Below are 24,120 nucleotides of genomic sequence, written 5' to 3' on the forward strand. Positions count from 1 at the left end.
AGGCACAGGAGGCTTGCCGCAAAAAGCGCAATGAAAGGGACAACCCCGTGATGTGAGCATGAACGAGTATGTGTGCCTGGCGATGCGGTAATCCCGGCTATTGATGAGTCTCCTCTCTGGGGTAAGATCGATCGTATCCTCAAAAGAGATTTGAGAGATATGCATGCCGGCCCGGTCCTTAGAACAGACCCCGGGTATACGGATTAAGCCTCTCTCGCCGGTATCAAGCGCGCCGATGAGCTCATTAAGGGGCGTCTCACCTTCACCCCGGACCACATAATCGACGAAAGGAGAGCTGAGGCAGTGCCTCGGAAAGACAGTCGGATGGGTTCCACCCATGATCGTGACGATTGCCGGATCGATCTGTTTCGCGATAGCCGCCACATCAAGGGCCTCCTCGGCATAGGTGGTAAACAGGGATGATATGGCTACCACATCGGGCTTGTCTTCTTGCATGTATGTTCTTATCTCTTCCCGGCTCATGCCAAAACGATAATAGGAGTGAAAAAGGGACAGAGGTGTATACGCATCGCGACGGTAGAAAGCTGTGAGTTCGGGGAACGGATGCGCCTTGAGCATCCTCTTCTTGTTGCTTCTGAAATCGGCTACGGACACATCACAGACATCCTTGATGGCGGCGGCAAGATAGAGAAGCGCGAGTGGATATGTCCGTATGGGCGTATCGTAGAAATCCTCGATAGGAGGTTGTACGAGGAGCACTTTCACGGAAGACAGTATAGTCGAAAAAAGCTGAGAATGACACGTAAATATGGGCCGATCCCCTATGCACATGGCGAGAACAGATCTTCTGCGCGCAAAATCTGTTTGCGTTTGGCCCATTTCTTTGTATAATGTGGAAAACAACAAGAGACGATTGGCGATCGCGTGAATTGATTTACGCTGACCAAGGTGCAGCGCAACGAGCGTCTACCCATGAAATCGTTGCCTGCACCGGGGCACGAAAGGAGAAATGTATGAAATATGCATATTCCCTGGCCATGGAATTGTTCATCGCAGGCGCCTGTATCTTCCTCATGAATTCCTGTTCCACACCCATGAAAGGATACGCGGGTCCGGATCTGCCGTCAGATAGAACAGCCCTGATCAGGGGCCGATGGGAGATCCGCATTGAACGCTGTGATGGCATAGAACCGACAAGCCGGCAGATTGCCGTTTTACCCGGCGTTCATACCGTTGAAATATCGTACATGGAGATACCGGGGAGTGTGCTGGTTGGGTCCGCCGAGAATTGACTGTTGAGGTTCGCCGCCGAGGCTGGACATGAGTATGTGATCGGTAAATCAGAGTCCGGCTCAGGGTATCATGGGTTCGTTATTGACCAGGAGAGCGGCAAACGGGTTGTGGAGGGCTGCTCCGTTCGGGGAAGCTACGAAGAGGAGCTGAAGAAGGCCGATAGATTTATAAGCTACGAACCCGATAACCAGATGTTTCGGGTGGAAAAGGCGTATGCGCTTCTCAATCTGAAACGATACGCAGAAGCGCTCGACGCTTTTGATAAGGTCATAGCGCAGAAACCCGATTACGCGGATGCATGGTACGGGAAAGGCGCCACACTTGAAAACCTGAAACGATGCGATCAGGCAATCGAAGCCTTCGATAGAGCCGTAATACTAAAACCCGACCTGGGAATGGCCTGGTATGAGAAGGGGCGGTGCCTAACCTGGTTGAAACGCTATAAGGAGGCGGTAACAACTCTCGATAAGTCCGTAGAGCTTATGCCCGGTTATGCCGATGCCTGGTATATGAAAGGTTTTGCGCTCGAGAATCTCAAGCAGTATGACGAGGCGAACAACGCTTTCAACCGCGCAGTGGAGGCAAAACCCGATTGGGCAGCAGCCTATGGCGAGAAGGGATATAACTTAACCCAACTGAGACGGTACGAGGAAGCCATCTCTGCTTTTGATAAAGTTATAGAACTTTCACCAGACTATGCCGATGCATGGGATGCGAAGGGGAATGCCCTTAAAGCCTTGGGAAGAGATGAGGAAGCATCAAAATGTATCGCTAAGGCGAGAGAACTAAGAGGTAAGAAATGACACTATCCGAGTTCTTTTAAGAGCATCATTGCTCGCGTTGCCGCTTCTTTTGTCAGGCTTCCGACACCGCAGCTCGTTGTAAAGATGTGGTCCCTTGAGGCGGCTTCCCTGCTCACTTTACCCATTTCACGTATAAAGGCGGAACGGAGCTTGAGTACATCGTCGAGCGAGGTGTCGATGACCTGTTCCGATGACGGGACAATGCCCGGCGCGATTAAGCCTCCTTTAGCCAGGTAGCGGCCCAAGTCTTCGGCGTAGAAGAAGATCGTATCGAGATACCCGTAGGCATCATAGTTTATCATATCAACGTCAGCATTGAGCAGCACCGACCAGTCTGTGTTTCCGCATACATGGACGCCCCGTTTAGCCTCGAGTCCTTGAAGGACCTCATTGAAGATAGAAGTGGCCTCCTGCCGGGAAACCGAAACATAGGATGAACCGAAAGAAACCATGTACGGCTCATCGAAGAAGATAATAATCTCCTTCTCAGGATAGGCGGCCTTGAGCATCTTGAGCATCCACCTGGCTTTGAGACGAATAGCTTTCTTTATAATGTCGTAGAATGCATTGTTATATATGATGGGCTTGTCGCGCTCATCCTTGAGCCCAAGACCCAGGCTAAAGGGCCCGGTAAGCTGGCATTTGATGTATTTGACGCCTGTTCGTATTTCCTCAAGCCGATCGAGAAACCGGTAGAACCCCGGCGCCACCTTTTCCGTGATACGAAATGCTTCAATATTATCGTTTGCCACATCCTCGTAAAATTTCTCGATGCCGTCCACATGTTCCGTATGCATGAAGGTTGTATTTCTCTTCTCATCCGCAACCAGACAGGGCACACCTTCGAGAAAGGTCGTGTACATGTTCTCGAGCGGGGAGCGCTGAGGCAGCTGAGGCCAGAACGGTATCTGGCTGCAGGTATCGAATATGAGGTCGATCGCCTCGTCCACGCTCGTGAAAGGAAAACTTCCAATGCCGGTAATCATGCGCCTCCATGCTAAAAAAAGGTTGGTCAGTGCAGCCTTTAGGGCAATTTTTAACACACTCGTTTTGATATGTAAAGATATATCGGCCACTCTTGCCCCGCGCCTGAATAATGACTATATGTTGTGTAAGTAGCACACATTCCGATCAAAGGAGGTTAACTATGGCTTACTCGATTATCTGGGAAACAGACATGCAGAAATCAGTGGCCCGGGCAAAATCGGAAAACAAACTCGTACTGCTCGATTTCTTTGAAGCCGGCTGAATCGGCTGTCAGCAGATGGATGCGGTCACGTATCCCGACACCAGGGTATCAACATTTGTTACCGAAACCGTGGTTCCGGTCAGGGTCCCGGCTGACGCCGAACCATTAGCAACAGATTTCACCCTGAGGTGGACGCCCACGCTTATTATTCTTGACAGGGAAGGCAAGGAACACGCCCGCACCGTGGGGTTTATTGCGCCCGAAGAATTCATACCCACGATCCTCGCGGGAATGGCCAGGGCATATATAGACCTGAAACAGTTCGATCCCGCTATCAAGCATCTCGAGACCATAATCAACAGTTACCCCCAGAGCTTTGCCGCGCCGGAGGCGATTTTCTATCGGGCGGTATGCGGCTACAAGACGGCCCACGACGTTTCAGGTCTCAAGAGAGCCTACGAAAGATTGACTAAAGAGCACCCCAAAAGCGAATGGACCTCGCGTGCGCTTCCGTACCGGCTGCTGCCGTGACTCTTAATCACACTCAGTCCATAACAGGGGAAAGGATGGGACGCCGCAACGAATTTCTCCCCGGGGCTTTGAGGTGAGCCAGGGCGCACTGCTTGAAAGGCGTTCTGCGGGATCCGAGAAAAATGTCCGTTCGCTACCTTTGTTTGGTCACGGGAGAAAAGGTGATATAGAAGTAGTTCAGATTATCCAGGCGTTGGTATTCAGCGGTCTCAGCAAGCTTTTTTATGAGACGGGCTGAGGGCTGAGGCATACCCTCTTCCACGAATTCGTCTTTGAACAGAGGGTCGCTGGCAAGGAGCATGTTGAAAGGCTTGCCCCAATCGATGATTTTGAAGACCATCCGGCCGACCCTGTCAAGGGTACACGATATTTCTATGTCACCACTTACATCCCGAAAGGCGTAGTTGACGATATTCGAAACAACCTCCGTGAATGCCTTCTCCACTTCGACAATCCTCTCGTCGCTATAGCCGTGCTCCCTCGTCAGGCGCGATACGAATCCCACCAGTTTTTCTATAGTATCAAGGCGTGCAGGCTCTTTTAACTTGCCCAGGATCAGTGCGCTCTGCGGCTCCATCTCGTCTTCAGTCTGTCTGTCCACGTGCATACCTCCGTTCTACCCTTTCATATGATGTTAGACGCTATGATTGTAAAGAAGTCGGCGGAAAAAATCAATCTATCCGAACGATGGCTCTAACGCGCCCACATCCGCATGATTTTGTGTGGCCAGCATGGATTCGATTCTGTTCATGAGCCTTTCAATGCCCTCTTTCCTGATACATGATATTAAGACCGCATCGTATCGTTTTTCAATGTTTCCGATGATCGCCCTGTCGGCCCTGTCGATCTTGTTTAGGACGATGAGCCTTTTCTTGTGGCCCAGATTGAGTCTCTTCAGGATATCCTCCACAGCAAGAATCCTCTCCTCAAAATCGGGTGCGCTGATATCCACCAAATGCAAGAGCAGATGCGCGTCTTCAAGCTCCTCCAGGGTCGCCACAAAGGCCTTAAGGAGCACCTCAGGAAGCTCATTGATGAATCCCACCGTGTCGGTCATGATGATCGGTTTCCGCTCAGGGTATTTGATGGTCCTCGTAGTTGGATTGAGCGTGCTGAAAGGCTTGTCCTCCGCTTCCACCGTGCTTTTCGTGAGAAGGTTCATAAGCGTGGATTTGCCGGAATTGGTATAACCCACGATGGAAACGATGGGAAGATGGGAATAACGCCTTCGCTCCCTCTTCTTCTCTCGTACCTTTCTTATTTCAATGAGTTTATTTTCGAGAAAGGAGATCTTATCGCGGATGCGTCGTTTATCCACCTCGAGTTTGGTCTCACCGGGGCCACGTCCACCGATCCCGCCGGTGAGTCTCGAAAGGGCCGTGTTCTTTCCGGCAAGGCGGGGCAGTATGTATTGAAGCTGTGCCAGTTCAACCTGGATCATGGCCTCCCGCGTATTCGCCTTACGTGCAAAGATGTCGAGAATGAGCTGGTTCCGATCAATAACCTTGAGCTCCGTCATCAGAGAGATGCTGTTTATCTGACCGGGCGTCAACCCCTCGTCGAAAACAAGAAGGTCGGCGCCGATCTGCTGGCACTTCATCACAATTTCTTCGATCTTGCCCTTGCCGATCAGATATTTCGGGTTTAGCTCCTTCGGCCTCTGCACAACCGTGTCGAGCACCTGCATACCCGCCGAATGGCAGAGGTCTCCCATCTCGGCAATTCTCTCCCCCACATGCTTATCTCTGCCGGGAAAGACCACGCAGACGATCACGCATTGGTCCTCGCCGCGACGCACCGTATAGAATCTGCCCCGCTCCCTGACAAATTCGCTCTCCAGGTCGGTGATAAAACCGGTGAAATCCACATCGAGGTCCTCAATTGGCTGAGGTTCCATGAAATCCCAGATCTTACCTTCCCTGTTCTCGGGGACCAGGTAACCGATGTGGATCGTATAATATCTCTCTGCCCGGCGGAGAGTGATGGAGGCAACAAGGTCGAGCTTAAGCAATGCGAGATCGTTTAGGTCTTCCTTGGAAAGGTATTCACCGTTCACGTGGGTATGAATGAAGCGGACACCCCTGAAGCGGGCCCTGCCCACTCGCTCCGTGGCGAGAGGGGGCAGTTCGATCCGGTGGTTGTCGCCGACAATCACGTATTCGATGAGACCCCTGCGGTTGATCACAAGGCCGATCTGCCTCGAAATCTCCCTGGAAAGGTCCATGATCTGTTTGGCCAGATCAAAGGAGATGATCTCGGCTGGTTGTACCCGTCTTGTGTAAAGATTGAGGAGCCTTCTTTTGATGAGGTGGTTGAGCCCCTGGGTATTACCGTGTATGTCGATGATGCCCTCTATGCGCTTGCGACGAGTTCTCTGTCGATCTCCATCCGCGCACAATAATCCACGCCGTCGAGCAGTATGGCAACGCGCTCTTTGCTGTCCAGCTCCTTTTCAAAAATGCCGCTGAACCCTTTGAAAGGCCCCTCCTGGATGATGATCTTCTCGCCTTTCTGAAACTCCTTCTTCTGTATGGTTGCCACTCCGTTCTCTTCCAGGTTGCTTCTGATGTACTCGATCAATTCGTCCTGAAGGGGGATGATCCTTCCGTTGAAATTGACGATGGTTTTGATGCCCCGCGTATATTTTACCAGTCGGAATTCATCCACAGGGTGAAATTTCACGAAGATGTAGCCGGGAAACATGGCCTCCACGATGTAGACAAACTTGCCCTCCTTATACCGTTTGAACTTTATCCTGGGCGCTAACACCTCTATATTACCGCCCCTGAGATTGTTCGCGGCCCGTTCTTCATTCCGCGGTTTCGTGCTCACTACATACCATCTTTTCATACCCTTTATTATCAACGAAAAAGAAGATTTTATCAAGACCAAAGATGCGTCAAAAGTCTCACGCAAAAACAAAGTCTCTTGACAGCGCAGCTTTTGGTTGTTTAACATAGAGAACCTTTGGTGATTCAGGCTATACAATAATGGCAGACGACCTTTCAAAGCTCAAGATAGATAAATCCCGACAGGGGTTTAAGACGAAAAGGAAGAGAAAGCCTTTGTATCTTCTTACAGCTCTCAGCCTGGCCGCGCTTGTACTTGCGCTTGTCGTCTCAGGCGTTTTTTCTCCGGCCATACAGGTCGAGGTGGCAACCGTGGGTAAGGCGTATCCTTCACAGACGTTCACCCTTCTCAATGCCAGCGGCTATGTGGTGCCCCAGAGAAAATCTTCCGTAGCGGCAAAGGTAACAGGGCGGCTCGTGGCACTCTACGTTGAAGAGGGGAGCGTGATAAAGAAGAATCAGGTCATCGCGCAGCTCGAAAATGACGATCTTACGGCATCCCGCAAACAGGCCGTGGCAAACCTCAATGTGGCGCGCGCAGGCTACGACCAGGCGAAGGCCGAGTTGAACGACGCTCAGGTTTCATTCGAGCGACAAAAGCAGCTGATCGCGAAAGAACTCATCGCAAAGAGCGATTATGACACCGCAGAGGCCCGCTTTAAGAAGGCCGTGGCCGGCCTCACGAGTGCAGATGCGTCGATCAAAGCGGCCGAGGCCGCGCTCATCGGTATCGATGTTTCATTGAGCTACACCTATGTTCGCGCCCCCTTCGACGCCGTGGTCTTGACAAAGAATGCGGATGTCGGCGATATCGTGACACCCATCGGCGCAGCGGCAAACGCCAAATCGGCCGTGGTCACTATCGCCGATATGAATTCTCTTCAGGTCGAAGCCGATGTCTCGGAGTCGAATATCGAGCGATTGAAATCCGGTCAGCCCTGCGAGATCCAGCTTGATGCGATCCCTGATACCCGTTTTGCCGGGACCATTCACATGATTGTACCCACGGCGGATAGAAGCAAGGCAACGGTCATGGTCAAAGTCGGCTTCAATCAGCCGGATGGCAGAATACTCCCCGAGATGTCGGCGAAAGTCGCCTTTCTCTCACGGGAGGTGAAGAAGGAAGAGGAAAAATCAAGAACGGCGGTAAGTTCCAGTGCAGTTGTGGATCGTCAAGGGAAGAAGTTCCTCTTTGTGGTAAAACGGGACCGGGCGCAGCTCACCCCGGTATCATTGGGCGCGCCGCTCGGCGACATGACAGAAATAGCGAGCGGTGTGGTCTCGGGCGAAAAGGTAGTGCTCAACCCGCCGAAAGGTCTTGCCAATCACGCCCGCATCAAGATCCCCGAACGGTAGATGAAAACCGGATCTCCCATCGTCGAAGTGAGAAACCTCTATAAGTCTTACTGGCGAGGGAGCCAGATTGTGCCCGTGCTTGAGAACATTACGTTCGATATAGCGGAAGGCGAATTCTTGGCCCTCATGGGGCCCTCGGGCTCGGGCAAAAGCACCCTGCTCAATCTTATCGCGGGTATCGACGAACCCGATAGCGGCGTGATAAAAGTCGGAGGCGTCGATATTACAACCCTTACGGAGATAGAACTCGCCCATTGGCGGGCCCTGAACGTGGGTTTCATCTTCCAGTTTTACAATCTCATACCGGTGCTGACGGCGTTTGAGAACGTGGAGCTTCCCCTGCTGCTCTCTTTTCTTTCGCGCTCGGAACGAAGGGAACACGTGGAGATGGCCTTAAAGGTGGTCAATCTCACGGACAGGATGGACCATTACCCCGGACAGCTTTCCGGCGGTCAGCAACAGCGCGTGGCTATCGCGCGGGCCATCGTTACCGATCCGGCCATCCTGGTCGCCGATGAGCCTACGGGAGATCTGGACAGACACTCTGCCGAAGAGATCATGGAACTCATGGACAGGCTCAATATGGAATCGCAAAAGACCATCATCATGGTTACCCACGACCCACGGGCCGCGCGAAAGGCGCATGTCATGCGGCAGCTTGACAAGGGTGTTTTGAACGATGCGACTTCTCAAGATCATCTATAAGAACGCCTTCCGTCACAAACTCCGCACGGGCCTCACCATTTTGAGCATCGCCATTGCCATTCTCGCCTTCGGACTGCTCCGCACCGTGGTTGACGCCTGGTATGCAGGAGTTCAGGCTTCATCTTCGTATCGTCTCGTTACCCGGAGCGCCACTTCGATAATCTTTCCCCTGCCGCTATCCTACAAGGATAAAATCCGCCAGATTGACGGGGTCAAGACCGTCTCATACGGCTACTGGTTCGGCGGCATCTATATCGACGAAAAAAACTTCTTTGCCAATTTCGCCGTGGACGGATCGACCTTTTTTGATATCTACCCCGAGTACGTGCTCTCACCCACCGAAAAGGAGGCGTTTCTCAGGGACCGTAAAGGTTTTGTCTGTGGCCGCAAGCTTGCAGAACGCTTTAATTGGAAGATAGGTGATACCGTCGTTTTGAAGGGAACCATCTTCCCCGGCACCTGGGAATTTGTCCTTAAGGGGATCTATCAGGGCAAAGACAAAAACACCGACGAATCGGAATTTATATTCCACTTTGACTATTTAAACGAGTCCTTGAAAAAGTCAGCGCCCTCAAGGGCCGATCAGGTCGGCTTCTATTTTGTGGGTATTAGTAATCCGGATCGGGCAGCCGAGATCGCTACCGACATAGACAGGACTTTTCAAAATTCACTTGCCGAGACGCTGACGGAGACCGAAAAGGCATTTCAGCTGGGCTTCGTTGCCATGTCCGATGCGATCATTACCGCCATCAAACTTGTCTCCTTCGTAGTCATCGTTATCATCCTTGCCGTAGTTGCTAACACTATGGCAATGTCTGCCAGGGAACGCACGGGCGAGTATGCCATATTCGAGACGCTTGGGTTTGGCGGATGGTACATAGCGGCACTCATCTTCGGCGAATCCATGATCATCACTATGATCGGATGCGCAACCGGAGTGGCAGCCACGTTTCCCGCCAAAGCAGCGTTCGCAAAAAGTGTGGGTCAATACTTCCCGATTTTCAACATAGCGCAGAAGACAATATACCTCGATGTGGCACTCTCACTTGCGGTGGGAATCCTTGCAGGCATAGTTCCGGCGGTACGGTCCGTCAGGATCCGCATTGCCGATGGGCTCAGGATGGTAGAATAACCATGGTACCTTTTTCGTACAGCTTGAGGAATCTGAGAACAAGACGACTCACCACGATTCTTACGGTCTCCGGCATGGCCCTTGTGGTCTTCGTTTTTGCCACCATCCTTATGCTCACCGAAGGGCTCAAAAAAACACTCGTGGACACGGGCTCATACGATAACGTGGTCGTCATCAGGAAATCTTCCCAGTCAGAGGTACAGAGCGGGGTGGAACGCAGCCAGGCATCCATTGTCGAAACAGACCCGGGCGTGGCCTCAGGCGCAGATGGCAAGCCATTGTTCGCCAAGGAGCTCGTCGTCCTCATCGGCCTTCCCAAGATCGCCACGCAAAGAACCTCCAATGTAACCATCCGGGGCATCTGTCCACAGTCCCTTGCGTTAAGACCCCAGGTAAGGCTGATAAAGGGGCGCATGCCAAGGGCCGGTTCTACAGAAATTGCCACGGGTTCGAGCATTGCCAAACGCTTCGACGGGGCGGATCTCGGAGACACGTTGCATTTCGGCACACGTGACTGGCGCGTGGTGGGGGTCTTCGACGCAGGTAACACGGGGTTCAGCTCCGAGGTCTGGGCAGACGGGGAAGAGCTCATGCAAGCCTTCAAGAGGCCGGTCTATTCTTCCTTGCTTTTTAGGCTCAGGGGCTCCTCGCAGTTCGACGCACTCAAAGCGAGGATCGAGACTGATCCCAGGCTAACTCTTGACGCTAAACGGGAAACCCGTTATTATCTCGACCAGTCCGAGATGATGGCCAAGTTCCTTAATGTACTCGGCATATCGGTCACCCTGATCTTTTCCCTGGGCGCCATTATCGGCGCCATGATCACTATGTATTCGGCCGTGGCCAACAGGGTCGCGGAGATCGGCACCATGAGGGCGCTCGGCTTTCAGAAGATGAGTATCCTCGGCGCCTTCCTGGCTGAAGCGCTTCTGCTCGGGCTAGCGGGCGGCCTCGCGGGAATCTTCGCGGCCTCCTTTCTCCAGCTTTTCACTGTTTCAACGCTCAATTTTCAGACCTTCTCCGAGCTTGCATTCAGCTTCACCATGACAGCGGGCATCGTGAGTAAAGCTCTCGCCTTCGCCCTCACTATGGGTTTTGTGGGCGGCGTGCTGCCGGCCTTCCGGGCGGCCCGCATGAATATTGTAGAATCCTTGAGAACGAGGTAACAGGGGAGACGGACCACCCGTGGCGCTTCGCGTCCCGACCGCGAGGCCTTTCACCTCAAACGCACCTTTGCGCTTCGAGGTCTCATCCGTGAGATCTGATATTCGCAGCGCGCCTATCGGGCTCGCAAACCTTTCCGCGTATTGCCTCCTTATTGATTGTACGTTTATGCCGATAATAGTATAACGGCCGGAGCAACCGACGCGGTATGACAACAGAGAAGATACGCTCAAGAGCTCATTTCTCCAGTCTATCCCGACTTGTCAACCAAACAAGGAATGAGAAACCAGCAGCCAGGCGGATAAATCTCGTGGAACCCTTTGAGTATTGCAAATCGATTCTTGACTGTATAGGAGACCCTGTCTTCATTGTGGACCGGGAGTACAGGTTTGTTTTCGTCAACAACGCACTCTGCGAACAGTCCGGTATACCGTCGGAGCGGTGGCTGGGAAAGACCCAGTACGATCTTTTCCCCAGGGAGCAGGCCGACGTTTTGAGGGCGCGGGCCGCCTATGTCTTTGAAACCGGAAAGAAAAATATCAGCGAAGAACAGGCAACGGACGGATATGGCAGCATCCGCACCATCGAGACCACAAAGACGCTGTATATCGACGCTACAGGCGAAAGATACGTAGTCGGCGCCATGCGTGACATTACGGAACGTAAACGAACCGAAGAGGCCTTACAGGAGAGCGAAAAAAGGTACCGCATGCTTACCGATAATGCTACGGACGTAATCTACGTTCACGGTTTGGACTTAAGATACAAATACGTCAGCCCCTCGGTCACGCGCGTAAGGGGGTTTCATCCGGAAGAACTTATTGGATCGCCCATCGCCCGTTTCATGAAGCCTGAGAGCGTAGAATCTGTAAAGCGTCTTTTTCGGGAGGAATTGGAGCTCGACGGGATGAAAACGGCAGACCCTAACCGGACCCGGGTCATGGAACTGGAAATGCTCTGTAAAGACGGATCGACCATGTGGGCGGAGATTAAGGGATCATTTCTGCGCAATGATCAAGGCGATCCCATAGAAATAATGGGTATAGCGCGTGACATTACCGAACGCAAACAGGCGGAGGAGGCCCTGCGCGACAGCGAAGCCCGCTTCAGAGACCTCGTGGAAATGCTGCCTGAGATAGTTTTTGAACTCGACACGGATGGCAGGATCATCTATGCCAATCAGAGGATGTTTGATCTGTTGGGATACTCTTCTGAGGACATAAAGCTAAAGCCGAGCGGCCTCAAAATCATTGCCCCCGAGGACAGACAACGGTGCATAGAAAGATTTACCAAGAGGACACAGGGCGAGAAAATGGGGGCCGAGGAATATACCGCTTTACGCAAGGACGGGTCGACCTTTCCCGCCCTCTTTCATTTGACCCGCAAGACAAAGGACGGTGAGTTGACCGGTTTCCGAGGTATCATCATTGACATCGCCCAGCACAAAGGGGCAGAAGAAGAAAAGAAGCTCAGCGAGAAACTGTCAGCTGCGCTCGAGATGGCGGGCACGATCTGTCACGAATTCAACCAGCCGCTTCAGGCAATCATCGGCTACACCGAGTTATTGTCCGAAATATCCGAGGACAGCCGAATAAACGACATAACCAAAAAGATAACAGGCCAGATACACAGGATGGGAGCGATCACGAAGAGACTGATGGGTCTGGAAAAGTATTCAAGCCGTGATTATGTGGGAAGCATCAGGATTACCGACGTAGATCCGATAGACGAAGGTGGTCAACGATAGCCGAGCATAGAAAGGATTGAGAGACTATGAACGCAAAAAAGATCCTGGTTGTCGATGATGAAGTAGCGATCCTCGAGATTATGGCCGAGTTCTTCAAGATGAAAGGGTATGCGGTTTCCACCGCCAAAACCGCAGAAGAGGCGCTGATCATGCTCGGCAGAGAGGCATTCATGGTAATGTTTTTGGACCTCAAGCTTCCGGATATGGACGGAATAACGCTCTGTAAGCGCATACGGAGAGACAATCTCATTGCGGTAATTTATGCCATCACCGGTTACACAAACTTCTACAATCTTATGGACTGCCGGGCCGCCGGGTTTGATGACTTCTTCGTAAAGCCGGTGGATATGAATACGCTTTTGAAGGCCGCCGATGATGCATTCGAAAAAATAGAAAGATGGAAAGTCGAGAAATATGATCTCATGTAACACGATCTCAAACCATTTTTGCTTTTAAGTTGGGCGCCTCTCCAGTTAACCGGTTTCCGTTCTTTCCAAAAACTCCCTGTTTACTATTCCCCTTTTGGTTTATAATTTTGGGTATTTTGCAGAAAAAGGAGAAGAAAACCATGCATAGTGCTGGACGGGAAATGAGGAGGTGGTCGTTTCTTCTCATCGGATGGGCTATAAGTGGGATTGTTGGAATCACGCCGGTTAAGGCGAGCGATCTGAATGACCGGGAGCTATCGGCGCTCGCGAACAAGGCGTACGTCTATTCCTTCCCCGTTTATGAAACGTACCGGATACGCTATATGACGATCTACGGCTTAAAAAACCCTACACACGGAGGCTTCAACCAGTTTGAACATGCACGTAAACTCGGGGATCATACTTTTCGCACTGTGACTGCGCCGAACAACGACACCTTGTATTCGAGCGCCTGGCTTAATCTTTCTGAAGAACCACTTATACTATCGGTTCCCGACACGGCTGGCCGTTATTACTCCATGGCCTTCATGGATTTCTACACAAATAATTTTGCCTATGTGGGCCGCCGGGCAACAGGGACAAAGGCGGGGGACTATGTGGTTGTGGGACCTCAATGGGAGGGTCCCCTTCCTCCCGGGCTCACGGTCATCAAGTCCCCAACCAATGCGGTCTACCTGCTTGGCCGGATTCTCGTGGACGGTGAGGGAGATCTGCCGAGCGTACGCAGGCTTCAGGACCAGTACGGGCTGACGCCACTGTCCGTGTGGACCAAAACCGCTGTGCACAAACCACCTACCCCGCTTACGAATCCTCCATGTGCGCCGGACCCCAAAGATCCATGGAATTTCTTTAAGATTGTCAATCTGGGGCTTACAGAGAATCCTCCGCCCGCTGACGAAGCGCCTTTGATGGCTGACTTTGCGAAGATCGGCGTAGGTCCCAATCAGACCTTTGATCCTGATCGTTTTAACCCCGCACAGCGCCGGATCATCCTTAAGGCCATGGCAGACGCATCCGAGGCAATACGCAGGGGCTTTCCGCAAAATCCGCGGCTTGAAAAAGGATGGAACTACCCATCGCTGCAAATCGGCAATTATGGGAAGAACTACCAGCTCCGGGCGGCAGTCGCCCTGGTAGGCCTGTTTGCCCTTGAACCCAAAGAAGCCTACTACTTTGGCGCCCAAAGGGATAGAGACGGCAACCCCTTAAGCGGTGAAAAACGGTACCGTCTGCATTTCAATAGAGGCGAGCTTCCGCCGGTTCAGGCCTTTTGGTCTCTATCCATGTATGAGATAATGCCGGACCAACGAGGTTTTTTTGCGGATAATCCTATCCATCGGTATTCTATTGGAGATCGGACCAGGGGACTTACGTTTAACCCGGATGGCTCCCTGGATATTTATATGCAGCGGAACTCTCCGGGCAGGGAAAAAGAATCGAACTGGCTGCCAACTCCAGCCGGGAGATTTCGTGTCTCCTTTCGGGCCTATCAGCCGGGACAGGCTATTCTGAATGGAACCTATGTTATGCCGGGAATAGAGAGTATCGAGTAAGAAGAGGCAATTTATGGCCGAGATTATCGAGCACAAATTTTTAGCCAAAAAGGCTTCGCAGCAGAGCGCGGAGGTTTGTGAAATGCTAGCCCGGGAAACAAACAAAATTAACTCTCACTCTATTATTGCAGCTTTCGTCTGATAATCGTGGCTCATACAGATGATTGGGTTTCACTCTTACTGAAGTGGACTGAGAATCATTTTGTCATCCCGATATCGTATCCGAGTTTCGTTTCTTTTCGCCTGAGCTTCGCCACGGCTCTCCGGAAACGCACATACCGTCTTACGGACTCAAGGATCAGGAGAGCCCCGAGGAGGATCAAGAACCCGGCTGCGCATATATAAGGAATACCGCCCAGGAACTTCATGATCAGCAGGCCGACGGAAGTGAATGCAAGGCCTGTCTGCATATAGGAATGCATGGTTCTCTCTCGCGAGAGAAGGGTTTGTTCCTCCGCGAGGAGGAGTTTTATGTCTTCGTTTCCGTCCATCTCCGGTTAGCCCACTATCAGTATATGAGAGAATAACCGCATCGTCAACAGCCGGACAGGCTTAGGCAACCGGACGAACCCATCCCCATTCCTGTAGCGGTTATGGGAATAGCATTGTCAAGGACACCATAGAAAATGAAACCTGCTCTGTAAAAGCGGAAGGAAGTATCCCTACCTCGCCCCTTGACGTGCAGGGAGACTGCACTATATTAGACGTAGGTTTTCCTCTTCCTCACCCTCTTTCCAGTCAAACGGAAAGGGGGGGCACCAAAAGACCACCGGACATCGGCTGCGACAGTCCGGTGGTTTTCTATTGCGTGGCTAAGGAAAAATCGCTACTTCCTTGACCTGCAGGTGGGCTCCCCAAAACTTAACATCGTTCCCCTTGACAGCCGGAATGATCGGCGGCACAGAATTCGGGAGCATAACCATATCGGGCGATCTGTATGAATGCGGCCAGGGGATCCGTCATAGGGATGTTTCACGTTACGCGCTGACCCATTGAGGATCTCCAGACAAGCCGGACGCGTGCGCGCCGTCTTGTTCCCACTTTCTACAATCTTTTACATCTATCTTACACGTTTTTTCATCTCCGCAAAACTTTCTTAGTATTCCCGCGTTATTCTGTCTCTGCGTGGACCACAACCCATAAAGAACCAGGAGGGAGTCTATGAATCTAAGGTTTGACATGAAGACTTTGTGGAAATGCATATTTATCGGGTTCTATCTGCTCATAGAAGGTATGATTCTTCAGCGCTCAAAGGCGATTCTGCTCCTTCACAAGCAGCCGCTTGCGATGGGTTTTCTCGTTGAAGTAGCAATCTTTTACTTCTCAACGGGATTTCTGATGGCCGCGGTCTATTTTATTATCAAAGACGCACTTCCCGGAAGGAGAAGATATACGCGCGGACTTTTCTATGGGCTGCTTGTCGCCTTTGGTGTTGGCTTCGGCCTCATTCTTGACATCATTGGCCTTGATTTCGAAGGCAAATTCGATTTGCTGACGCCTTATAAGATCGAAGCGTATCTTATCACCGCTGCCGATCTCATAAACTTTATTATTACAGGCATGGTTCTCGGAGTCGTGGCTGATAGAAGAGAAATCAAATCGAATCAGATGAGATTTAACAAAAAGGGATTGGCTATAGCTTCAGTAGCGGGCTTAATCCTGTATCCTGCAACGAATCTTCTCATTTCCGTTCTCGTTGATCCGGTTGTGTCGCTTGTTTCTGATATCCCCGGGAATGCCGTGAGATGGTTCTATGCCGGATTCTTTGTTCCGCTCGCGGTAAACGGTGCTGTTATCCCTCTTTTCTATTGCCTGACAAAAGATGCATTTACAGGCGGATGGGTGCAAAGACCCCTTCAGTTCTTTCTGGTATATTACTTCGGGTATCTCGTAATCCTCAGTTTTTTCGGATTGCCTTTCGGCTTCTCACTGCAAGCAGTACTTCATTTCCTGATCATTATCATAGTTCCTACATTCTTGATTGCAGGATTGACTGCAAAACTTCAGGATTGGTACGCTGTAAGAGAAACTGCCATGAAGAAGAGGCGGACAATATCGGAACACTGAAGTGTGAGGTGGCAAGGTATAGGCCATCATCCGGTTACCCGAGGGAGGCGATTCCCTTGTTTAAGGACAGAAATAGGCGGCCACTGCGCTAAGAACCCGCAAAAAGCTGTCCTACTCTACAATGCATATCGTGAGCCCGGCTCCTTTGTGAAGGATCGTCCTTGCCAGGCTGCCCGTAAGGATGGGGACCGCCTTTCGTCTGCCCAGCACGAGCGTCTTATATTCGCCCTCCTTGGCCTCTTCGAGAATGCCTTCGGCCACGCTGGCCATATTGCTCCTCACTTTGTTCTCGATCTGGTCCGTGCCCATGCCTTTATCGGTCAGCATCCGGCGGGCTTTCTCGAAAGGTGGGGCCAGTACGGTCTCCTGGTTCGAGAGCCATACGTCGATAACCCGCTGCCGGTTTTCCTTTTCGGCGGCGGACAGCATATGGCCGTCATCCCAGAATTGGGCCGGCACTCCGGGTATGACGTAGAGCAGGGTAATCTTGACATCGCTTAACCCCGAGAACTGGGACCCCACATACTCCACAGCTTTAAACGCACTCTCGGAACCGTCGAAGGCAACCAAAATATCTCTTCCTTTCATAGTCCCTCCAAGTTATGCATAGAGTAGTATTATATTTTAGATCACTTCTCAGATTTGCGCAACTCTTGATAAGGTCCCGGTTTGGCATGTCAAACTGAGAATTGTCCAACGCTTCGACTGCCTTTAAGGCATGACCATGCCGCTCTTGTTTAGGTGGCCACTGAGAGAGTAAGTCGATCTCGCGGATAGTCAACAATTCCTTGAATTTCTTGACAAGTTCGTGATCCCTGTATACATTGAGGAGAAAGATATGCGATCGTTTTTTGTATCCACAGAAATTCCAGAAGCTTGAAGGAGACCGGCATCAGGGCTCTAGCCATAATCGTAGGCGCGTTTATCGTAATTACTGTCCTGTGGGATGGGTTCGAGACGATCATCTTCCCGAGACGGGTCACGCGGAAGATGCGTCTCACCCGGCTCTTCTATCACTACACGTGGCTCATCTGGGCCCAACTTGTAAACCTTTTGTCCTCAAGGAAACGCAGCGAAACCCTGCTCAGTTTTTACGGCCCCCTGTCGCTCATCTTTCTTCTCATCATTTGGGCGTGGGCGCTGGTCTTCGGTTTCGGCCTGCTCCAGTGGGCCGCTGGCCCTCCGCGTCTGCCGGCGGAAACCGGCATGAGTTTCTGGGCCTATTTTTACTTCAGCGGCACCAATTTCTTTACCCTTGGCTTAGGCGACATCACGCCCCACACCACTGCGGCGAGAATCATGACTATGATAGAAGCGGGCCTTGGCCTCGGTTTTCTCGCCCTTATCGTGGGTTACCTGCCCGCGCTCAACCAATCCTTTGCCAGGCGTGAAGAGACCATCTCCCTGCTTGATGCGAGGGCCGGGTCGCCACCGACCGCAATGGAGATGCTCCGCAGACACAGCCGTGATAATGGGTTGCAGGAGCTAGGACAGTTTCTCGGCCTCTGGGAAAGCTGGTCATCGGAATTGCTTGAAAGCCATCTTTCCTATCCTGTGCTTGCCTACTTCCGTTCTCAGCATGATAATGAATCGTGGCTTGCAGCTCTCACGGCTATTCTCGATACGACGAGCCTGATCATGGCGTATTTCACCGGGTCATGCAGGAATCAGGCTGAACTCACCTTTGCCATGGCGCGTCACGCAGTGGTTGATCTATCCATAGTCTTTGACACCCCGCCATGCGAACCCGATGAAGACCGTCTTCCCGCCGCCGACCTTGACCGGTTGACAGATGCGCTTAGCCGCTTAAGATTTGGCCCCTCAGTTGAGGCCGCAAGCAGGGAAAAGTTGGTCGAACTCCGACACATGTACGAACCGTACCTCAACGCCCTCTCCGATCATTTATGCCTTGATATACCTCCATGGATTCCTGCGCCGGATCAGGCGGACAACTGGCAGACAAGCGCCTGGGGACCAATAGCCCCTGACGCGCTTAATCCCACCAGGCGCGCGGCCCGACGGACACGTCGCCACTTTTGAGACCGCATGAGTCGGGCTCGTTTAGATTATTGTGTAGATGGCCTCCGATCGAAGGTTGGCGCTTAGTCCACAATATCCGCTACATAAGCAACTTGAGCAGTCTTCTCGCATTGCCCGAGAAGATTTTCTCCCGGTCGCCCTCCGATATGTCCATCCTCTGTATGGATTCGATAGTGTCCAGCGTGCGGCCGTAGCTACCGGACTTGCTCGCACCGAGAGGCATATCCGTGCCGAAGAGGATCTTATCGCACCCGAACCAGGCAAGACCGCACATGAGGGCCGGCGTGCTGCCGTAAAGGGCCGTGTCATTGTAAAAATTCTTTAGCCCCGGCGCCCCGCCTATTCTGTCTCCGAAAAATGGGATCATGCCTCCGCAGTGATGCGTAATGAACTTGATACCGGGGAACTCCTCAAACACGCCGCTCTCCACAAGACGGACCATGGTCACGCTCGTTTCGAACGGCCAGCGCAACCCGTGGAGCACATGCGGACCTTTAAGCCACTGCCGGGAATGGGGCGAGACCGTCGATTGAGGCAGGTCCCACGGATGGATCCAGATCGGTAAATCATAACGGGCCATCATCTCAAGAAGGGGTCGAAACTTTGGCTCATTAAGACCCTCTCCGTTGATGTTCGTGAAGACCTGGATGCCCCTGAAATTGAGTTTGGTGATAGCCCTCTCAGTTTCCTGCATGCTCTCGGCAACGTCACTAAGCGGCAGACACGCCACCGCCGCCACAAACCTGTTGGGATAGGTTGAAACGAGTCTTGCCATCTCATCGTTGCCTAACCTGGCAAGTTCTATTGCATCGCTCTCGCCGACCACGGTTTCGAGAGGAGGGGTGGCCATGGTAAGTACCTGAAGCACATCCGGATATCGCTCCATAACTCTCAGTCTCATATCTACCTGGGTAAGCGCGGGGTTCGAATCTACCCATTGACCGAGTTCCGATACATCGGCGTCTGTTCTCGCTTTGTCCCTTAAGGCTTTAAGGTACTTCTCCGGCATAAAATGGGAAAAAATGTCTATCTTCATGGCTGCCTCCACTCTATATTCCCTGCTCAAACCGCGTGCCCGTCCGGTCTGTGGCACGCACCTCGAGGCTCCTTCAAGCATCACTTGAACGTGAGCCCGTATTGCCCGATCTGTCCGGTTCACATATATATAACACTTGCACCCCCGCGTCAACGGCTATACAAAAGACCTATGCCCTCATTGGAGGTGTCGATCTCACTCCCCGCCAATAAACCGGAAACCGGCTATTTTTGTAAACTGCCTCCAGTTCGGCTCAAACATGTTAAGAATAAAAAGAATCCCGTCGGACGAGATACTTTATTGTCCGACAAGATACTTTATTGTCCGACAAGACAGTTTCAGGTAATATCTCGACTCGGGCTTTATACGATGGCATTGCCTAATGCACTGATATGTAAGGACATATAGTGTTGGAATCTTCCGCTTCTCATAGTGGCACACTTCTTGAAATAGTGCCGAATTGGTGAGCGTGTAAAGACTACTCGGGAAGATGAATTTGGTACCGAGGCAAAGAACGGGGGAAATGCAAAAGGATTTCAATAGCCGTAAACCGCAGCTATAGCATCGACGGAGGGCGCTTTTCCGCCTCCCATCAATGGGCGCGTCATCATATCGTTCAACAGCACGGCTGAAATCTGCGATATATCCAATGAGTTCTTGGCAAGAGACGAACGGGCAGACTGAATATATTTTCAGTCCACATACTTACGTAAAAGGAGAGTGATGGACACCGGTAAGAGAAACAATCGATTGTTTCAATCAACTAAGTAAGGAGGAAAGTAATGAAAGGAAACTACAGGCGAAAGTACGCGTTCTTGATAGCGTCAATTCTGACGCTTGCCGTGATGACAATCTGGTCGGCCCCCGCTGAGGCTTATGTATTCGGCTGGGACGACATGTATTACATCGCGTCCAGCACTGATCTGCACACCGTATTCGGCGCCGGATCTGGACCGTATGTTAATGCCAATTTCTATCAAAACGAGGCGGATTCGTATGTCGGTTGGACGCCCTACGTATTCCGCACGAACTTAAACGAGTTCATATGAAATGACCCGAATGGTATTAATCTGGACGGCATCCAATTATCATCGGGCTGGGGATCCTCAGGTGGAACCGTCAGCAAAAACGTGGTTGGCAGTGTATACAACAGCACTGTTGACCCGACCACCGGCCTTCTTCGTTTCCAGTACCTTGCGGACAATCAAGGTATCGCAAATAATACCTCGTTCACCTTCAACAGTTTTCAGCTTAAAGGATCGGGAACAGTGATCTTCAAGGGGTTCGACCAGAATGGAAACCAGGTGGGTATGGATCAAGGGACTCTGACCAGTAATTTCCAGCTTTTCACGGAGAACTGGCAAAACGTCTATTCTGTGCAATTCTTTGGGCCCTCTGGCCTCGGCAACATTACCATGGACAACGTAACGCTCAACGAGGCTGTACCCACCCCTATACCCCCAGGTGTGTTCCTCCTAGGATCTGGTCTCATCGGGCTCATCGGGATCAACAGGAAGAAATTCTGGAAGGCATAACCGGCTTTAGCGATTGAGCACAGTGCCACATATGGGCAGAGCCAGCAATGGCCCTGCCCTTTTTACTATTTGGCAGATTGCATCGGTAATCATCAACCCTCGGGCTCAAGAGGCGCGATCGATAGGTCTAAATATGTTCCTTGCTATAGGGAGTGAGGGGTCGGCTAAGATACGGAACCAGAGACTTAAAAAACGATTGAGCTCTTACCTGTCACTCAAGTTCCTTTATCGTACGTATCAAGTCACGGGTGGAATGATTCTTGGGATCGCCCACGATAGCAACCCTGCCGCCGTATGACTGCACGATCTCTTTCTCCGGCACACTCTCTTCGGTATAATCGGTGCCCTTGGCGTGAACATGCGGTTTCAGCGCACGCAGAAGATTTTCCACCGTGGGTTCGCTAAAGAGGATAACATAGTCCACGGCATCGAGCGCTGCAATGATTTCGGCCCTTTCCTTTGCGGGCGTGACCGTCTCTTTGCGTTTACCGAGCCCTACCACTGACGCATCATCGTTCACGGCAACAACAAGGATATCGCCCAAGGCCCTTGCGCCCTTCAAATACCGCACATGTCCCACGTGAATGAGGTCAAAGCATCCGTTTCCGAAGACGATCTTTTTCCCCAGGCTCTTATGTTTTTCAATGATATTCGTTAACGTTTCAAGCGTGTCTACAACGAGTCCCATTTATACCATCGCCTTCTTCAACTCTAGAGGGCTCACTGTTGCCGTGCCTCGTTTCATGACCACAACCCCTGCCGCATAATTGGCTATGTGAGAGGCCTTTAAGAAATCGGCCCCGCTCGCGAGCGACAGGGCGGCTACAGCGCATACCGTGTCACCGGCGCCGGTCACATCCGTCACGTCATCCTTACCTGATATAGGGATGTGGCTCATGGCGCCGCCCTTCGTAAAAAGGGTCATGCCCCGGTTTCCTCTTGTGATGAGCAACGCCTTGAGATTCATGGAACTCATGATCTTTTTCCCCACAGCCTCAATGGGTGCTTCCTCATCAACACCGGCAAGCTCGTAAGCCTCGGATTCGTTCGGCGTGATCATGGAAAAACCTGTGAATTTCTTGAGACCGTACCGCGAATCGCCCACAACGGGCTTGCCCTTTGCGATGGTTCTCATATACTCGATGATCTTATTATCTACCACCCCGTGGCCGTAGTCGGAAACAATGAAGGCGTCTGCCCTGGGACCGATCTCAACCAGTTTCGCCATGAGTTGCGCTTTTTCGGAGCGAGTGCACGGTCTGTTCTCATCCTTATCAATCCTGATGACCTGCTGTTTGGATGTGTGGGTATCCCCGGCAAGTATTCTTGTTTTAGTGACCGTATCACCGTCTACCCGGATAATACCACTCACATCCACGTTTCTGTACCGCGAAAAATAATCCATAAGTTTATTCCCCGAGCTGTCCTTTCCGATAAAACCGAGAGGATATACCTGTGCCCCGAGCGAGAGGAGATTGTTGATGGTGTTCCCCGCACTGCCCGGGTATATTTTAGCTTCTTCGTATTTGACGACCACCACGGGCGCCTCCCGCGAGAGCCGGTAGGGTCTGCCGAAGATGTACACGTCTGCGATAATATCGCCGATCACGCAGATCTTCTTTCCTTTGAAACTGTCTACGATACCCGCAAAGCCTTTTATTTTAACGGCCGCTTTCATCTTGTCCCTTCTTTTCAACGATCCTCCCTACAATCTCGAACACTTCATCGGGAAGTATCTCCCTCATACATTCATGGTTCCTGTCGCAATTTTTCCTGTTGCACGGTCGACAGGAGATATCCCTGGAAACCTCATATGTGCAGGAGCTCGGATAGTCGGTATAGGTGTCATCCATGGGTCCGAGAAGAGCAACCGTCGGAGTCGACAGGGCGGCTGCCATGTGGCGTGGACCCGTGTCGTTACTGACCACGAACGATGCCCGGGAAAGGCAAACTTTCAAATCCCTCACGTTCATAGATTTTATTTCTATCAGGTCTTTGTTCTTCACGCCCTGACGGATCCTCTCGGCAAGTCTTTCTTCGCCTTTGCCCGGAAGCATGTAGAGTTTCATGCCATATGTTTCAATAATTCTGTCGGCAAGCTGCGAAAAGTGCTCCTCGGGCCAGCGTTTGGAGGGACCGTATTCGGCCCCTGCAATAAAGACCCCGTAGGGTCTCATAATGTCTGTGAATTTTTCGTCGAATTTATGCTCCTCGTCGTCCGTCACGAGAAGTACTGGAGCAGCGAGCGACCGGTTACCCCCGAGGACATCGAGGATTTTGAGATAATGCTCCACCATCGGTTGAGGCTTTTCATCGGTTTCCTTTATCTTTCGATTGAGCATGAAGCCCCTCTTGTTGCGGGCATAGCCAACCCTTTCCCGGATGCGGAGATTGTAGAAGAAAAAAGCCGAACGAAAGGAATGGGGCAAAGCAATGGCCCTCTTGAAAGCAACTTTCTTGAGGCGGCTCGCTCGATCCAGAGAGGCAATAATGCCCTTGTCGTCAATGGATACGAACCTGTCGAAAAGGTTAAGACCGTTATATACATGGATAGCGCTCGACTTCCCTACCCCCCATATTTCTCCATATTCATAAGCCCGAAGCGCATGGAGAAAGGGCATGGCCATAACCATGTCACCCAACCAGTTAGGCAGATATACTATCGTCCGTCCAGTCACTTCTCACTCCCATAAACGGATTATACTTCACAGTATAGTGGAGTTTCCCTTTT

The 24,120-nt window shown here is 51.6% G+C and carries 26 protein-coding genes; 15 read left to right on the forward strand and 11 right to left on the reverse strand.

Annotated elements, in window-relative coordinates; all coding sequences use genetic code 11:
- The coding region (locus VMT62_14055) for a cobalamin-dependent protein (protein ID HVN97548.1) at positions 1 to 792 on the reverse strand (792 nt) is incomplete at its 3' end.
- Positions 793 to 974: 182 nt separating this feature from the next.
- Between VMT62_14055 and VMT62_14060 the strand changes: the two genes are divergently transcribed.
- Both VMT62_14060 and VMT62_14065 read left to right on the forward strand, forming a co-directional pair.
- Complete coding sequence (locus VMT62_14060) at positions 975 to 1,253, forward strand: hypothetical protein (protein HVN97549.1); 279 nt, start codon at positions 975 to 977, stop codon at positions 1,251 to 1,253.
- A gap of 36 nt (positions 1,254 to 1,289) precedes the next feature.
- Positions 1,290 to 2,057, forward strand: coding sequence for a tetratricopeptide repeat protein (locus tag VMT62_14065; GenBank protein ID HVN97550.1), 768 nt, complete (start codon positions 1,290 to 1,292; stop codon positions 2,055 to 2,057).
- Between the two features lie 2 nt (positions 2,058 to 2,059).
- On the opposite strand, the gene VMT62_14070 is transcribed toward VMT62_14065, so the two are convergent.
- Positions 2,060 to 3,043: a hypothetical protein gene (locus tag VMT62_14070; GenBank protein ID HVN97551.1), complete on the reverse strand. Its 984-nt coding sequence runs from the start codon at positions 3,041 to 3,043 to the stop codon at positions 2,060 to 2,062.
- Between the two features lie 278 nt (positions 3,044 to 3,321).
- On the opposite strand from VMT62_14070, the gene VMT62_14075 reads away from it, so the two are divergent.
- Entirely contained in the window at positions 3,322 to 3,777 is a 456-nt protein-coding gene (locus VMT62_14075) for a tetratricopeptide repeat protein (protein HVN97552.1), read from the forward strand.
- Between the two features lie 133 nt (positions 3,778 to 3,910).
- On the opposite strand, the gene VMT62_14080 is transcribed toward VMT62_14075, so the two are convergent.
- From VMT62_14080 to VMT62_14090, 3 genes are all read right to left on the reverse strand, one after another.
- Entirely contained in the window at positions 3,911 to 4,378 is a 468-nt protein-coding gene (locus VMT62_14080) for an ATP-binding protein (protein ID HVN97553.1), read from the reverse strand.
- Positions 4,379 to 4,453: 75 nt separating this feature from the next.
- Entirely contained in the window at positions 4,454 to 6,175 is a 1,722-nt protein-coding gene (gene hflX / locus VMT62_14085; GenBank protein HVN97554.1) for a GTPase HflX, read from the reverse strand.
- Entirely contained in the window at positions 6,130 to 6,627 is a 498-nt protein-coding gene (locus VMT62_14090; GenBank protein HVN97555.1) for a transcription termination/antitermination NusG family protein, read from the reverse strand. The genes hflX and VMT62_14090 overlap by 46 nt, the downstream gene beginning before the upstream one ends.
- 140 nt (positions 6,628 to 6,767) lie before the next feature.
- On the opposite strand from VMT62_14090, the gene VMT62_14095 reads away from it, so the two are divergent.
- The 8 genes from VMT62_14095 (at position 6,768) to VMT62_14130 (ending at position 14,853) form a co-directional block, all read left to right on the forward strand.
- On the forward strand, positions 6,768 to 7,982 hold the full coding sequence (locus VMT62_14095; GenBank protein HVN97556.1) for an efflux RND transporter periplasmic adaptor subunit: 1,215 nt from the start codon (positions 6,768 to 6,770) through the stop codon (positions 7,980 to 7,982).
- A complete protein-coding gene (locus VMT62_14100; GenBank protein HVN97557.1) occupies positions 7,983 to 8,687 on the forward strand; it encodes an ABC transporter ATP-binding protein in 705 nt (234 codons plus the stop codon). It abuts the gene before it with no gap.
- Complete coding sequence (locus tag VMT62_14105; GenBank protein ID HVN97558.1) at positions 8,662 to 9,819, forward strand: FtsX-like permease family protein; 1,158 nt, start codon at positions 8,662 to 8,664, stop codon at positions 9,817 to 9,819. The genes VMT62_14100 and VMT62_14105 overlap by 26 nt, the downstream gene beginning before the upstream one ends.
- A gap of 2 nt (positions 9,820 to 9,821) precedes the next feature.
- On the forward strand, positions 9,822 to 10,985 hold the full coding sequence (locus VMT62_14110) for an ABC transporter permease (protein ID HVN97559.1): 1,164 nt from the start codon (positions 9,822 to 9,824) through the stop codon (positions 10,983 to 10,985).
- A 308-nt stretch (positions 10,986 to 11,293) separates the two neighbouring features.
- Positions 11,294 to 12,730, forward strand: a complete 1,437-nt coding sequence (locus VMT62_14115) for a PAS domain S-box protein (protein HVN97560.1) — start codon at positions 11,294 to 11,296, stop codon at positions 12,728 to 12,730.
- A gap of 26 nt (positions 12,731 to 12,756) precedes the next feature.
- Positions 12,757 to 13,158, forward strand: coding sequence for a response regulator (locus VMT62_14120; protein HVN97561.1), 402 nt, complete (start codon positions 12,757 to 12,759; stop codon positions 13,156 to 13,158).
- Between the two features lie 140 nt (positions 13,159 to 13,298).
- Positions 13,299 to 14,711: a DUF1254 domain-containing protein gene (locus tag VMT62_14125; protein ID HVN97562.1), complete on the forward strand. Its 1,413-nt coding sequence runs from the start codon at positions 13,299 to 13,301 to the stop codon at positions 14,709 to 14,711.
- A gap of 13 nt (positions 14,712 to 14,724) precedes the next feature.
- Positions 14,725 to 14,853: a hypothetical protein gene (locus VMT62_14130; GenBank protein ID HVN97563.1), complete on the forward strand. Its 129-nt coding sequence runs from the start codon at positions 14,725 to 14,727 to the stop codon at positions 14,851 to 14,853.
- A 55-nt stretch (positions 14,854 to 14,908) separates the two neighbouring features.
- Here the strand turns inward: VMT62_14130 and VMT62_14135 are convergent, their stop codons facing one another.
- Positions 14,909 to 15,202: a DUF202 domain-containing protein gene (locus tag VMT62_14135; protein ID HVN97564.1), complete on the reverse strand. Its 294-nt coding sequence runs from the start codon at positions 15,200 to 15,202 to the stop codon at positions 14,909 to 14,911.
- A gap of 670 nt (positions 15,203 to 15,872) precedes the next feature.
- Here VMT62_14135 and VMT62_14140 point away from each other — a divergent pair.
- Positions 15,873 to 16,778, forward strand: a complete 906-nt coding sequence (locus VMT62_14140) for a hypothetical protein (protein ID HVN97565.1) — start codon at positions 15,873 to 15,875, stop codon at positions 16,776 to 16,778.
- A 111-nt stretch (positions 16,779 to 16,889) separates the two neighbouring features.
- Here VMT62_14140 and VMT62_14145 read toward each other — a convergent pair whose 3' ends face one another.
- The gene (locus VMT62_14145; GenBank protein ID HVN97566.1) at positions 16,890 to 17,366 is read right to left on the reverse strand and encodes a universal stress protein; all 477 of its coding nucleotides are present in this window, start codon (positions 17,364 to 17,366) and stop codon (positions 16,890 to 16,892) included.
- Between the two features lie 288 nt (positions 17,367 to 17,654).
- Between VMT62_14145 and VMT62_14150 the strand changes: the two genes are divergently transcribed.
- Positions 17,655 to 18,818 carry a potassium channel family protein gene (locus VMT62_14150; GenBank protein HVN97567.1) on the forward strand — a complete coding sequence of 388 codons (1,164 nt, stop codon included), beginning with the start codon at positions 17,655 to 17,657 and terminating at the stop codon, positions 18,816 to 18,818.
- Positions 18,819 to 18,897: 79 nt separating this feature from the next.
- Here VMT62_14150 and VMT62_14155 read toward each other — a convergent pair whose 3' ends face one another.
- The gene (locus VMT62_14155; GenBank protein ID HVN97568.1) at positions 18,898 to 19,854 is read right to left on the reverse strand and encodes an amidohydrolase family protein; all 957 of its coding nucleotides are present in this window, start codon (positions 19,852 to 19,854) and stop codon (positions 18,898 to 18,900) included.
- 782 nt (positions 19,855 to 20,636) lie between these two features.
- Here VMT62_14155 and VMT62_14160 point away from each other — a divergent pair.
- Both VMT62_14160 and VMT62_14165 read left to right on the forward strand, forming a co-directional pair.
- Positions 20,637 to 20,903, forward strand: coding sequence for a hypothetical protein (locus VMT62_14160; protein HVN97569.1), 267 nt, complete (start codon positions 20,637 to 20,639; stop codon positions 20,901 to 20,903).
- Positions 20,904 to 20,984: 81 nt separating this feature from the next.
- Entirely contained in the window at positions 20,985 to 21,389 is a 405-nt protein-coding gene (locus tag VMT62_14165) for a hypothetical protein (protein HVN97570.1), read from the forward strand.
- Positions 21,390 to 21,600: 211 nt separating this feature from the next.
- Here VMT62_14165 and VMT62_14170 read toward each other — a convergent pair whose 3' ends face one another.
- Genes VMT62_14170 through waaF form a run of 3 tightly spaced genes read right to left on the reverse strand, consistent with a single transcriptional unit; the run spans position 21,601 to position 24,067 of the window.
- Positions 21,601 to 22,077 carry an adenylyltransferase/cytidyltransferase family protein gene (locus VMT62_14170; protein ID HVN97571.1) on the reverse strand — a complete coding sequence of 159 codons (477 nt, stop codon included), beginning with the start codon at positions 22,075 to 22,077 and terminating at the stop codon, positions 21,601 to 21,603.
- Entirely contained in the window at positions 22,078 to 23,067 is a 990-nt protein-coding gene (locus tag VMT62_14175) for a bifunctional ADP-heptose synthase (protein HVN97572.1), read from the reverse strand. It lies immediately after the preceding gene.
- The gene (waaF, locus tag VMT62_14180; protein HVN97573.1) at positions 23,051 to 24,067 is read right to left on the reverse strand and encodes a lipopolysaccharide heptosyltransferase II; all 1,017 of its coding nucleotides are present in this window, start codon (positions 24,065 to 24,067) and stop codon (positions 23,051 to 23,053) included. The genes VMT62_14175 and waaF overlap by 17 nt, the downstream gene beginning before the upstream one ends.
- Positions 24,068 to 24,120: the final 53 nt, after the last annotated feature.

The organism is Syntrophorhabdaceae bacterium (assembly GCA_035541755.1).
In the GTDB taxonomy this organism is placed as follows: domain Bacteria; phylum Desulfobacterota; class Syntrophorhabdia; order Syntrophorhabdales; family Syntrophorhabdaceae; genus PNOF01.